The organism is Nonomuraea sp. NPDC052634, assembly GCF_040678535.1.
GTDB lineage: Bacteria > Actinomycetota > Actinomycetes > Streptosporangiales > Streptosporangiaceae > Nonomuraea > Nonomuraea fastidiosa.
Window position 1 is genome coordinate 2,349,847 of sequence record NZ_JBFATY010000001.1, and the last position, 13,225, is coordinate 2,363,071.

Consider the following 13,225-nt stretch of genomic DNA (forward strand, 5'->3'; position numbering starts at 1 on the left):
ATGGACGAGGCCATCTGGGATCTCCCCGTTCGCGGGTCGCTGCCCGCCGACCCCGATCCCGCGCTCGTGGCGGGGCTGTCCCGGATCAGCTCGGCCACCGCCTGCGCCAAGCTGCACGCCCAGGGAATCCGGCGGACCTTCATCGAGGGGCCGCGCCCCATCGCCGCCGGGCAGAAGATCGCCGGACGGGTCCGCACGCTGCAGTTCATGCCGCAGCGCGAGGACATCGCCTCCGGACTCGGGCAGGAGTACGTCGAGCGGCACACGGCCCTGTGGCACGTGCTCGAGGACATCCGGCCCGGCGACGTGCTCGTGGTGCAGGCGTACGGCAGCGCCTACACCGGCTGCTTCGGCGACATGCTGGTCCGCTACTTCAAGCGCAGGGGCGGCGCGGGCATCGTCGTGGACGGCCGGATCAGGGACCTGCCGCGCGTGAGCGGCATCGGCCTGCCGATCTGGTGCACCGGCGCCACCCCGCACTACGCCTCGCAGGCCGAGCTGTTCCCCTGGGCGTACGACGTGCCGGTGGCCGTGGGCGGAGCGCTCGCGCTGCCCGGCGACCTGTGCGTGGCCGACGACGACGGCGCGGTCATCGTGCCGCTGCGCCGGGCCGCGAAGGTGCTGGAGGCGGCGGCCGACCACGAGCAGTGGGAGCGCTACAGCAGGGCCCGCATCGAGGAGGGCGGCGCGCTGTCCGACTACTACCCCCTCACCCCCGAGACCCGCGCCGAGTACGAACGGTGGCGGGAGGTTAAGGAGAGCCAGTGATCCTCAGGTCCATCGGCGCCGTCGCGTTACTCCTGGGCGGCCTGACCGCCCCCGCGACCACGTCCGCCACCGCCGGCGCCAAGACGTGCGACTACTACGTGGCCACCGACGGCAGCGACCGCGGCGACGGCAGCGCCAGGAACCCGTGGAAGTCCATCGAGCAGGCCCGCGACCAGCTCAGGAAGCCGAACTACCGCAAGAACTGCGACATCGTGGTCAACATCAAGGCCGGCGACTACGTGGTGGACAAGACGATCGAGTTCACCGACGCCGACTCCGGCCCGGACGGCCACACCATCACCTATCGCAGCGCCGACGGCCCAGGCAAGGCCCGCCTGGTCGGCGCCCGGCCGCTCACCGGCTGGGAGAAGTACAAGGACGACATCTACAAGACAAAGGTCGACCGCACCTTCTACACGCTCTTCGAGGACGGCGTACGCGCCACCACCGCCCGCTACCCCAACAGGACCGCCGACGACCTGTGGTCGCCGTACCTGTTCTCGGTGACCCCAGAGGCCGAATACCAGGCCGTGCACAACTGGCTGTTCTTCGACCCCGAGGACATCCCGCAGGAGTGGGACCCCGACTTCGACAAGAACGCCCAGATGGTCGTCTGGTCGGGCGGGTCGTGGAGCTGGTTCACCGACCACGTGCCGCTCGGCGGCGCCGACTTCCGCAAGCACTTCTTCACGCTCAACCACGACGCCCGCTTCGCCCTGGTGAACAGCCGCAGCGGCTCGCGCTACTTCCTGCAGAACACGCTGCGCTTCCTCGACCAGCCCGGTGAGTACTACTTCGACTTCGAAAACAGCGAGGTCTACTACTGGCCGAAGACCTCCATCGACAAGGTCATGGCCCCCACGGTCAAGACGATCATCTCGCTGCACGGGTCGTCGCCTGACAAGCGGGTCGAGCGCCTCGCCTTCGACGGGCTCGCGCTGCAGTACTCCGATTTCGTCGAGTGGTACCGCTACGGCTGGAACTCCTCCGGCGACTCCGGGTACGAGCACAAGTACCCCATCTACGACCGGCAGATCGAGATGCCGCGCAACCGGTTCGGCATGATCACCCTGGAGAACACCCGCGACATCGACCTGACCAGGCTGCACATCTCCGACACCGGCTTCACCGGCATCTTCATGCTGTTCGCCAACGAGCGCGTCAAGGTGGCCGACAGCCTGCTCGCCAACCTCGGCGGCGACGGCATCAAGGTCGAGGGCGGCTACCCCGGCGAGGGCGACATCTCCGGCCACCACACGATCTCCAACGTCTACATCGACCACGTCGGCGAGATCGTGCCCGGCGACGCCTCCGGCATCGAGCTGATGAGCACCGGCAACAACCAGGTCAGCAACGTCGTGGTCAAGCACAGCGCCCGCTACGGCATCAGCCTGGAGGTCCGCCCCGAGATCGCCAACGCCGACAACTACGCGAGGAACAACCGCTTCTCCTACATCCGCCTGGAGGAGACCGGCCTCGACAGCGGCGACATGGGCGCGTTCTACACCTACGGCGTGCACAACACCGAGCCCCACGCCATCGACAACTACGTGGACCAGATGGTCATCGGCGACGTGCTCAACGACCCCGCGGGCCAGATGCCCGACTCGGGGACGCGCGGCGTGCACATGGACGCCGGCGGCTGCGGGTTCGCCATCTCCAATGTGGAGGTGGGCGAGGTCAGCGACGACAAGTACCAGGCGTACCAGTGCAACGAGGTGACCAACGCCAACTGGCAGGACGGGTTCGACCGCTCGAAGATGGAGTACGACAAGATCGGCGTGACCAGCGCGTTCCCGTACCCCGTCCCCGCCTGACCGATCAGGGATCCCGGCCGGTCCCCGCGTGGGGCCGGCCCCGCAGACCGGGGCGCCGGTCCCGCCGGCCCGGCGCCCCTTCCAGTCCCGCGCCTGTCCGCAGGACCTCGCCCTGGACGGGCGGCTCGCCGTCCCCCTCCGCACCACCCCCGCAGGACCTCGTCTCCTGGAGCGCCCGTGCCCGCATCCACCCCCCACGGCAACCCTCCTCTCCCCCGCTCCCGCCCGGCCGCCTCCGTGACGCGGCGCGGGTTTCTCGTGCTCTCCGGGGCCGCCACCGCCTCGGCCGCGCTCGCCGGACGCCCGCTCATCTCCCCCGCCGTCGCCGCCCCCGTACCGTCGGCCGGCTGGTTCGCCGAGCCCGGCGCGGCCGCGCGGCCGATGGTGCGCTGGTGGTGGCCGGACGCGCTGGTGGACCCGGCCGAGATCCGGCGCGAGGTGGACCAGCTCGCCGACGCCGGGTTCGGCGGCGCGGAGATCGCGGCCGTGCACCACAGCATCGCCGACAAGTCCGTGCTCGACCCCGAAGGGCACGGCTGGGGCACGCCCGCATGGAACGCGGCCGTCGCAGCGGCGCTCGACCAGGCGGCGAGGCGCGGCCTCACCATCGACCTGACCATCGGCCCCGCCTGGCCGGCCGCCGTACCGACGATCACGCCCGAGAGCGAGGCCGCCTGCAAGGAGCTGGCCTACGGCTCGGTGGCGGTGGCGGGCGGCACGACGTACCGGGGGCCTGTGCCGCCGCCCGCCGTGCCCGGACGTGCGGCGCGCACGCTGCTGCTCGTCCAGGCGGCCAGGGTCGAGCCCGCGCACTCGACCCGCGACGAGACCGGCCTCGACCCCGCCTCCCTGCGGACCGTCCCCGTGGACGGCGAGACCGTCACCTGGACGGCGCCCGGCGACGGCGAATGGCTGCTGATCTCCTACTGGCAGCGCGGCTCCGGCCAGCGGCCCGAGTCCGGCCCGCACACCGCTCCCGAGTCGTACGTCGTTGACCACTTCAGCCGCGCCGGCACCCAGGCGGTCATCGGCTTCTGGGAGTCACGGCTGCTCACCCCCGCCATCCGCGGACTGCTCAAGCGGGCGGGCGGCGCGCTGTTCGAGGACTCGATCGAGATCGAGAGCGACGCGCTGCCGTGGACGCCCGAGCTGCCCGCCGAGTTCGAGCGACGGCGCGGATATCCCCTCACCGACGTGCTGCCGGTGGTCGTGCTGGCCGACGAGGACCCGGTGTTCGCCTTCGACCCCGTGCTGACCAGGCACGCCCGCAAGGACTACTGGGACACGGTGTCCGAGCTGTTCAACGAGCACCACTTCACGGCGCTGCGCGACTGGGCCCACTCGCTGGGACTGCGGCTGCGGGCGCAGCCGTACGGGCTGCAGACCGACGCCATCGAGGCGGCGGCCATCCTCGACGTACCGGAAGGCGAGTCGCTCGGCTTCAAGAACCTCGACGACTACCGCTGCCTGGCCGGGGGGCGGGACATGGCGGGGCGCGAGGTGCTGTCCTGCGAGGCGGGCGCGTACGCGGGCGGCGCCTACACGACCACGTGGCGCAAGCTGCTGCTGACGATGGGCGGCGCGTACGCGGCGGGGCTCAACCAGACGGTGCTGCACGGCTTCTCGTACGCGAGCGCGCCGGGCGCGGCGTGGCCGGGGTTCGCGGCGTTCACGCCGTACGGCGGGTCGGTGGGGTACTCGGAGTCGTGGGGGCCGCGCCAGCCCACCTGGGAGCATGTCACCGACATCTCCCGATATTTCGCGCGAATTCATCTGATCATGCGGCAAGGGGTGCCGCGGGTGGACGTGGCGGTGTTCCGGCAGACCGGCTACACCAAGACCGGCATCGGCGCCACGTGGTTCACCGGGACCGGCGTGCCCTCCGGCTGGACCCACCAGTTCGTCAGCGGGCCGCTGCTCGGCCTGCCCGGCGCCCGGGTCACGGACGGGCGGCTGGGGCGGCCGGCGTACAAGGCGCTGTTCGTCGAAGGCGACCGCTTCGGCGGCAACGAGTGCACGATGACGCTCCACGTCGCCGAACGGCTGCTCGGGTTCGCCCGCGCGGGGCTGCCGATCGTGCTGCTCGGCGCCTGGGAGTCGGCCTCGGTGCCGGGCGTGCCGCGCGACGGCGAGAACGACCGCCTGCGCGCGCTCGTCGCCGACCTGCTGGCCGAGCCCACCGTACGCAGGATCGACAGCGCCGACGAGGTGCCCGGCGCGCTCGAAGCGCTCGGCGTCCGCCCCGACGTCCGGTACGCGGCCCCGTCCACCCTGCTCACCATGCGCCGCGTGGCCGGCCGGGTGGACTACTACTACCTGTGCAACGGCAAGCACCAGGAGAACGTCAAGCCGCCGGTCACCGCCATCGACCACGAGGTGACGCTGGCGCGCACCGACCGGGGCGGAGTGCCGTACCTGCTCGACCCGTGGACCGGGCGGGCCGAGCGCATCGCCCGCTACATCGAGGACGGCGACGCCATCCGGCTGCGCGTCACGCTGCGGCCCGGGCAGGCCCGCATCGTCGCCGTCGGGCGTCCCGGGCTGTTCGGCGACCGTACGGGAAAGCGCCCGCACGCCACCGCCACCACCGCCGACCTGGTGCGCTACGAGGACGGCCGGCTCGTCGTCCGCGCCACCGCGCCCGGCACGTACACCACCACCCTGTCCACCGGCCGCACCGTCACCAGCCGCATCGGCCCGCTCCCCGAGCCCGCCGAGCTGCGGGCCTGGCGGCTCACCGTGCGCGACCGCCGCCCGGACGGCGAGCGGACTCACACGCTCGACCTCGACGGGCTCGCGCCGTGGCACGACCTTCCCGGGCTTGAGGACGTCTCCGGTGTGGGGACGTACGCGGCCACGGTGGAGCTGGACGGGCCCGCGTACCTGGAGCTCGGCGAGGTCACCGACACCTGCAGGGTCCGCGTCAACGGCCGCGCGCTCGACCCCGTCGACCTGCTGCATCCCGTCGTGGACCTCGGCCCGCACGTCAAGCGCGGCAGGAACACCATCGAGGTGGAGGTCGCCACCCCGCTCGGCAACCGCCTCCGCCAGTCCGACCCGTCCGTCTACGGCTCGCTCCCCCGCCAGCCGTACGGCCTCCTGGGCCCGGTCCGCCTGGTCCCGTACGGCGAGGCGCGGATCTAGCACATCGCCATCGAAGCCTTGTATAGGGCGCCCTTCCAGCCGAGAACGTCGGTCGATCGAGGTAATCTGCCTGTCGTAGTCATGCGGCCCGACGGGCTTCCGCAGATCATCTGAGCTCCGGACACGCCCCCACACCGCACGAGTCCTTCGTGCTGCCTGGGGGTAGGTCTGTGACGGCATTTCGGTGCCCCGCCGAAGAACTGGCCAAGCTCGCGAGCTGCGGTTCGCTTCCGGAGCAGCGACTCAGCCAAGCCATCGCCGAGCATCTCGGGAGGACCGCGCGCATCAGTCCCTCCGCAGCGGAGCGGCGATCGTGGGATCGCAGCCTTCCGATGCTCGCCCGCGACCTGGTCGACGCCGGGTTGGGTGACGTCGAGATGCTGGTCGAGTTCCAGCTTCCGCTGACTAGCAAGCGCGCCGACGCCGTACTCGCGGGAGTGGACCGGCTCACCGGGCACGACGCGTACGTGGTCGTGGAGCTGAAGCAGTGGAGCCGGGCGGAGCTCTATGAGCACGACCCCGATCTCGTGCTCGTTGAAGGCGTCCCGCATGCGCCGCGGCTGCACCCGGCGGTGCAGGTGCGCACGTACCGCGACTACCTCGCCGACTTCATCGAGGTGCTGGACGACCGGAGCGACGTCGTGGACGGCGTGGCGTACCTGCATAATGCAGCAGATCCCGACATCCGCGACCTCTACTCCACAGCGCGCGGCAAGCATGTTCACCTGTTCGGCAGGACCCGGCGTGCCGCCTTCCTCGACTACCTCCGGAATCGTTTCGCACCCAGGCCGGGTTTCGACGCCGCCGAGCGCTTACTCGCCAGCGCGATCCGCCCGTCCAAACAGCTTCTCGCGCTCGCAGCACGGGAGATCAAAGAGCGCGAGCAGTTCGTGCTGCTCGATGAGCAGCGCCTGGCGTACGAGATCGTCCTGCACAGTGTCGACCGTGCCCGGAAGGACGGCACCAAGGAGGTCGTCATCGTCACCGGCGGGCCCGGCAGCGGCAAGAGCGTCATCGCGCTTTCGCTGCTGGGAGAGCTGTCGAGGCGAGGCCGCGCGGTCCTGCACGCCACCGGCTCCCGCTCGTTCACCGAGACGCTGCGCCGGGTGCCCGGGAAGGGCTCGTCGAAGGTGAAGAGCCTGTTCAAGTACTTCAACAGCTTCACACAGGCCCAGCCCGACGGCCTCGACGTCCTCATCTGTGACGAAGCGCACCGGCTGCGGGAGACCTCCCAATACCGCTTCACCCCGGCTCATCTGCGCAGCGACCGTCGCCAGGTCGACGAGTTGATCGACGCCGCGCGCGTCCCCGTCTTCCTCCTCGACGAGCATCAGGTCGTACGGCCGGGAGAGATGGGTACGGTCACCGCCATCAGGGCCCACGCCCAGGCCCGGGGCATCCGCGTGCGGGAGATCTCCCTCAACGAGCAATTCCGCTGTGGCGGCAGCCGCGCTTACGAGTCCTGGGTGCTGCGCCTCCTCGGCCTGGGAGGAGGCGCACCCGAACCGTGGGAGGGCGACGATCACTTCTCGGTCGCCCTGGCCGGATCTCCGGAGGAGCTCGAAGCCGTGCTCCGCTCGCAGCTGGGCCTGGGGTATTCCGCCCGGATCACGGCCGGGTTCTGCTGGCCATGGAGCGAGCCCAGGAAGGACGACACGCTCGTCCATGATGTCCGGATCGGTGACTGGAGCCGACCCTGGAATGTCAAAGGCGAACGGGCCGTCGGGCAAGCCCCCGCGAGTGCCTTGTGGGCGACCGCTGACGGCGGTTTCGAACAGGTCGGCTGTGTCTACACCGCCCAGGGTTTCGAGTACGACTGGAACGGCGTGATCATCGGCCCCGACCTGGTCGCCCGTGACGGCCGGCTGGTCACTGTCCGGGCGGCGAACAGGGATCCTGCGCTCACCCGCGGTGCCGACGACGAGGAAGCGGACAGGTTGATCCGCAATACGTACAAGGTCCTTCTGACTCGCGGCATGGCCGGCACCGTCATCTACGCGGTGGACGCCGAAACCCGGCAGTTCCTGAGCCGGCTGCTTCCACCTCTTTAGTTCCGCACCACCTGTCAGATCGCGGTCCGACGGGCTTCCGGGTCACCGGACACGCCCCCACACCGCACGAGTTCTTCGTGCCCTGGGGGTATGCATGGCCAAGCAGCACGGCCCCGCGTTCGTCGGGTCTGTGGAGACGCTCTTCGCGACGCTGTCCGCGCCCGCATCGGAGATGGAGAAGTCGTTCACCGCGGCGCTCGCAGAATCGACCAAGAGGGCGACGGGACGGCCGGTCGGCAAGAGCCAGATGCGGGCGTGGACCAACAGCCTGTCCGCGCTGGCGCGTGACCTGCGCGAGGCCGGCCTGGACCACATCGCGGTGCTGGTGGAGTACCCGATGCCGCACAACAAGGCGAGTTCGGCCGATGCCGTGCTCGCCGGTCAGCACCGCCGCACGGGCAGGGACCTGTTCGTGGTGGTCGAGCTGAAGCAGTGGAGTGAGGCGGAGCTCTACGAGGACGACGAGAAGCTGGTGACCGTACCGGGCAGCAGGAAGGAGTACGAGACCCATCCCGCCATCCAGGTGTCCAACTACTGTCAGAAGATCATCGAGAATTGCAGCGCCGTCGACGGGCACCCCGAATCCGTCGAAGGGATCGTCTACCTCCACAACGCCACGCGGCAGAGCGTGGCAGGACTGTTCGAGCTGACCCTCGACCACAACGTCAAGCTGTTCACCAAAACCGAGCGCAGCGCGTTTATCGACCATCTCCGCGGCCGCTTCGGAGACGAGGAAGGACGGCACGCGGCGGAACGACTGCTCAACGGACGTATCCAGCCCAATGAGCCGCTGCTCAGGAAGGCGGCGAATGTGCTCAAGGGCCGGGACACGTTCATCCTCCTCGATCAGCAGCAAGAAGCGTTCGAGACCGTCCGCCACGCCGTCGAGAGCGCCTTCGCCGCGAATACCAAGCGTGTGGTCACCATCACCGGCGGCCCCGGCAGCGGCAAGACCGCCGTCGCCATGGAGCTGCTGCGCTACATGACTCAGGCTCGGCGCCGCACCTGGTACGCCACCGGCTCCAGGGCTTTCACCGAGACGATGCGGCGTTTCGTCACCGGCAGCGACAAGGAGTTGAAGAACCTGTTCAAGTACTTCAACGACTTCGCCAACGCCGCGCCCAACGAGGCGGACATCCTGATCGCTGACGAAGCCCATCGTGCCCGGCTGAAGTCCTTCGACCGCTTTCGCCCGCACAAGTCCAGCGACCGGCCGCAGATCCAAGACCTCATCAACGCGGCCCGGGTCCCTATCTTCTTTCTCGACGAGCACCAGGTGGTCAAGCCCGGTGAGGTCGGCACCCTTGCCGCGATCAAGTCGTACGCGCAGCAACTGAACGTACGTCACCATCACGTGCCGCTCGACGGCCAGTGGCGGTGCGGCGGCAGCATCGCCTATGACCTCTGGGTCAAGCGGCTTCTCGGCTTGGGCAGCGAGGATGCCGAATGGGACGGGGACGCACCGCCGGTGCCGTGGGAAGGCGACGAGACCTTCGAGGTGATCGTCGCGGAATCGCCCGCGGCCATGGAAGCCATCCTCAGCGACAAGCTGGCCGAGGGCTGGAGCGCCCGGATGACCGCAGGCTACTGCTGGCCGTGGAACAGCCCCGGTGCCGACAAAAGCCTCCCGCTCGACGTGGAGATCGGCGATTGGCGACGCCCGTGGAACGCCAAGAGCACCGCCAGGGTCGGTGACGCGCCTCCCAGCCACATCTGGGCTATATCACCCGGCGGCTTCGGTCAGATCGGGTGTGTGTACACCGCGCAGGGCCTGGAGTTCGGCTGGGCCGGGGTGATCATCGGCCCTGATCTGCTCGCTCGCGGCGGCCGGATGGTCACCAATCGCGAAGGCAGCAAGGACAGAGACCTGACGAAGTCCACCGTCACCGACGAGCAGTTCGACCGCCTGGTACGCAACACGTACAAGGTCCTGCTGACGCGAGGGCTGGCCGGCGTGGTGCTGTACGCGGTGGACGCGGAAACGCAGGAGTTCCTGGCGGAACTGGTCAGCCCGCGAGCCTGACTCCCCTGCTGCTCTCAGCCGCGGTGCTGAGACGGGATAGCCGGGGCTCCGCTCCTGACCCTCAGGAGCGGAGCCTTCTCCATCCGCCTGGTGACCCCCGCCTCTGCCACGGACGCCTTGTCGATCCGGCGACAAGCCGTCCAGGAGGCTCCGTCGCCGGAGTCACGCGGCGACGGCCGTGCTGCGGCGGACAGAAAACACTGCTCGACCTCCCCCTTGAACGTTTGCCCCAGCGGCCCGGCCGCAGCGATGGCGGCCACGTCCGAGGCGTCCATGCGGACCGTCGTGGTGATCTCCAAGCCGGTGACGGTGATCGGCGCGCCGGAGCCGAGGACGAGCGCGGCGGCCTCGGGGTCGCTTGTGAACTCGTGCTCGGGCGGGCGTGTCAGCCCGCCCTGCCCGACGGCGACCACCGCCGCCGCTGCCGACCGGGCGCGCCTGCCCGCCCCCTACGCCCTTGCCCTGGGCGTCACCCGCCGCGGACGGAGCGGTGGGGGGACGACGGTCATCACACTTGACCGAGGGTTACCCGAGGTCTACATATATATTCACAGCCAACTATCCATTCGCGCAGAGAAGGGCCGAATGTGAAGGCATCGATCCCGGTTCTCGCCGCCGTCACCGCACTCGTCTTAGGCACCGTCCCAGCCGCCGCAACGGAGGCGGGCCCCCGGTTCTCCGTCCCCGGCCGTACCGGCGCGACCTGCGTGGACGCGCCGCTGACGATCACGTTCCCCGAGCCGGTGTCACTGGGCACGTCCGGGGCGATCGAGATCCGCACGGCCGACGGCACGCTCGCCGACCGCATCGAGGCGGCCACCGCCAAGGACGACAGGAAGAACATCGGACAGGCGGTCTCGGACACGGGCCTGCCGCACGACTTCTCGTACGAGTCGATCATGGTGGAGGGGAACACCGCCACCGTCTACCCGCACCACCGCCTCGACTACGGCCGCACGTACACGGTGACCGTGGAGGCCGGGGTCTTCCCCGGTCACGGCCCCGCGAGCTGGCGCTTCACCACCACCAAGCGCCGCCCGCACGACCAGCGCAGGCTGGCCGTCTCCGCCAAGGGGACCGGCGACTTCTGCACGGTGCAAGGAGCCATCGACGCCGTGCCGCTCGGCAACGACCGGCCGGTGACCATCGACGTCAAGCCAGGCGTCTACACCGAGATCGTCTACGTCCGCGAGGACCGCCCGCACATCACCGTCAAGGGCGCGGGCCCCGGCCGCACGGTGATCCAGTACCCGAACAACGACGTGCGCAACGGCGACAAGGCGCTGAGCGACGGCGGCCCCGAGGACGTGTGCCCGCGCCGCGTGCTGGAGACCTCAGACCTGCACAACTGCTGGCGGCAGACGTTCGGCGTGGACGCGGCCGACTTCCGGCTGACCAACCTCACCGTGCACAACACCACCCCGGACGGCGGCTCGCAGGCCGAGGCGTTCCGCGGCAACAACGACCGGATCGTGCTGGACCGGGTGCACCTCGTCAGCTTCCAGGACACGCTGCGGCTGCAGGGCAAGGGCTTCGTCACCCACAGCAAGATCAGCGGCGACACCGACTTCGTGTGGGGCACGGGCACGGTGTTCATTCAGGACTCGGAGCTGCAGTCCACCGACCGCGGCTACATCTCGCAGAGCCGCAGCGACGAGACGCGGCCCGGCTACGTGTTCGTGCGGACGAAGCTGACCAGGGCCCCCGGCGTGCCGGACGCGTCGGTGGTGCTCGGCCGCACCGCCGTGTGGCGCTTCACGCACAGCCAGACCGTGTTCATCGACACGAAGATGGACGCCCATGTGGCGCCGGTCAGCTGGCAGATCGACCCGGACGACTGCGCGCAGGCCCAGACGGCCGAGTTCTGGGAGTACGGCAGCACGGACCTGGCGGGCAACCCCATCGACACCTCGCAGCGGCTGGCCTGCTCCCGTCAGCTCACCCCCGAGGAGGCGGAGCGGTGGCGCGACCCGGCGTTCGTGCTGGGCGGCTGGAACCCGCTGCGCGACCGCCCGGCCGGGACGTCATGAAGGAACGGAGAGGCGAGATGACGGTACGGGACGCGGGCATGGAGCCTTCACACGACCCCGGTGCCCGAGCAGACGCCAGGCACGACTCCGGCACCCGCGCAGGAAGAGCGGGGCAGAGCAGGCGTGCGGTGCTCGGCGGCGTGCTGGGCGGCATCGGCGTCGCCCTCGCGGCGACGGGCCCGGCCGCGGCGGCGCCCACCCCGGGCGGCGATCCGGCCGGCTCCGCAGGCGGCACCCCGGCTGGTTCTTCAGGCGGCGTAGCGGGGGCGCGGGCGAAGGCCAGGCCGGTGGCGCCGGTGAACGCGGAGGTCGCGGCGAGGTTCGGCCCCGAGTACAAGACGCTGCCCGCCGCCGTGGCAGGCGTGGACATCGAGCCGCTCATCGGCATCACCAGCACCGAGGACATCGCGGCCCGGCGGCAGCGGATGATCGACTTCATCTGGAAGGGCGCCGGCCTGCCGCAGGGCCTGCCGGCCGTCGAAAAGGGCGTGGACGCCGCCGAGTTCGCCTCGCTCACCGGCGTGCGCAGGATCGACCTGCTGACGGTGCCGCTGCGCTACCGGATCTCCGCCAAGGTGTACGACCTGCTGCCCCGCAAGCCGTGGAACCGCCGCCTGGCCCTCTACCACAACGGCCACGGCGAGCCACCGGAGACGATGCTCCGCACCGTGCAGGCGCTGCTGGATCGGGGCTACCGGGTGATGGCGTACGCGATGCCGTTCCACCACTGGAACGGCGGCCAGCAGATCGAGGACCCCGCGAACCCGGGCACGATGCTGCCGAGCCCGTCGCACCGGGAGCTGGCGCCGTGGGAGAGCGAGTCGTTCTCGACGCTGGCGTTCTTCCTGGAGCCGCTGGTCGTCACCCTCAACTACGCAGAGGCGACCTACCGCCCGGCCTCGGTCGAGATGCTGGGCCTGTCGGGCGGCGGCTGGACGACCACCGTGTACGCGGCGCTCGACCCGCGCATCAACCACAGCTATCCGGTGGCCGGGTCGCTGCCGTTCTTCCTGCGCCCCGCATCGCCGAAGCCGAGCCCCACGGTGGGCGACTGGGAGCAGACCAAGGAGTCGTTCCCCGGCTTCTACTCCTCGATCACCGCCGGCACGGCGGACGACTACCTGCAGATGTACGTGATGGCCTCGATCGGCGAGAACCGTGGCCAGCTCCAGATCCTCAACAGGTTCGACGACTGCTGCTTCAACGGCGTGAGCCATCGGGTGTACGCGGCGCCGCTGCGCGACCGGGTGCGGCTGCTCGCGGGCGGGCGGCCGGAGCACGGCCGCTGGGACCTGCTGGAGGACGCCACCCATGGCGATCACACGATCTCGCCGTACGCGCTTTCCGTCATCCTCTGGGATCTTGACAGCACAAATGTCACAACCTAATATC

8 protein-coding genes are annotated in these 13,225 nt (G+C 70.0%); 7 read left to right on the top strand and 1 reads right to left on the bottom strand.

Annotated features, from left to right (window positions below; translation table 11 throughout):
- The 5 genes from AB0K67_RS10550 to AB0K67_RS10570 all read left to right on the top strand — a co-directional run bounded on the left by AB0K67_RS10550 (position 1) and on the right by AB0K67_RS10570 (position 9,803).
- Entirely contained in the window at positions 1-768 is a 768-nt protein-coding gene (locus AB0K67_RS10550) for a hypothetical protein (protein ID WP_364056170.1), read from the top strand.
- Entirely contained in the window at positions 765-2,585 is a 1,821-nt protein-coding gene (locus tag AB0K67_RS10555; RefSeq protein ID WP_364056173.1) for a right-handed parallel beta-helix repeat-containing protein, read from the top strand. Before AB0K67_RS10550 ends, AB0K67_RS10555 begins: the two co-directional genes overlap by 4 nt.
- 177 nt (positions 2,586-2,762) lie before the next feature.
- Positions 2,763-5,729 (top strand): glycosyl hydrolase, encoded by a 2,967-nt coding sequence (locus AB0K67_RS10560; protein WP_364056175.1) that lies wholly within the window; start codon positions 2,763-2,765, stop codon positions 5,727-5,729.
- Between the two features lie 170 nt (positions 5,730-5,899).
- Positions 5,900-7,780: a DUF2075 domain-containing protein gene (locus AB0K67_RS10565; protein ID WP_364056178.1), complete on the top strand. Its 1,881-nt coding sequence runs from the start codon at positions 5,900-5,902 to the stop codon at positions 7,778-7,780.
- Positions 7,781-7,874: 94 nt separating this feature from the next.
- A complete protein-coding gene (locus tag AB0K67_RS10570) occupies positions 7,875-9,803 on the top strand; it encodes a DUF2075 domain-containing protein (protein ID WP_364056181.1) in 1,929 nt (642 codons plus the stop codon).
- 14 nt (positions 9,804-9,817) lie between these two features.
- Here the strand turns inward: AB0K67_RS10570 and AB0K67_RS10575 are convergent, their stop codons facing one another.
- Positions 9,818-10,216, bottom strand: coding sequence for a hypothetical protein (locus tag AB0K67_RS10575; protein WP_364056184.1), 399 nt, complete (start codon positions 10,214-10,216; stop codon positions 9,818-9,820).
- Between the two features lie 174 nt (positions 10,217-10,390).
- Here AB0K67_RS10575 and AB0K67_RS10580 point away from each other — a divergent pair, with 174 nt between their 5' ends.
- Positions 10,391-11,833, top strand: coding sequence for a pectinesterase family protein (locus tag AB0K67_RS10580; RefSeq protein ID WP_364056187.1), 1,443 nt, complete (start codon positions 10,391-10,393; stop codon positions 11,831-11,833).
- A gap of 17 nt (positions 11,834-11,850) precedes the next feature.
- Positions 11,851-13,221 (top strand): hypothetical protein, encoded by a 1,371-nt coding sequence (locus AB0K67_RS10585; protein ID WP_364056190.1) that lies wholly within the window; start codon positions 11,851-11,853, stop codon positions 13,219-13,221.
- The last annotated feature ends 4 nt before the right edge of the window (positions 13,222-13,225 follow it).

What these genes read in the sequence shown, in the direction of transcription:
- AB0K67_RS10585 (WP_364056190.1), top strand. Translation starts at nt 11,851, where the DNA reads ATGACGGTACGGGACGCGGGCATGGAGCCTTCACACGACCCCGGTGCC.
- AB0K67_RS10550 (WP_364056170.1), top strand. Translation starts at nt 1, where the DNA reads ATGGACGAGGCCATCTGGGATCTCCCCGTTCGCGGGTCGCTGCCCGCC.
- AB0K67_RS10570 (WP_364056181.1), top strand. Translation starts at nt 7,875, where the DNA reads ATGGCCAAGCAGCACGGCCCCGCGTTCGTCGGGTCTGTGGAGACGCTC.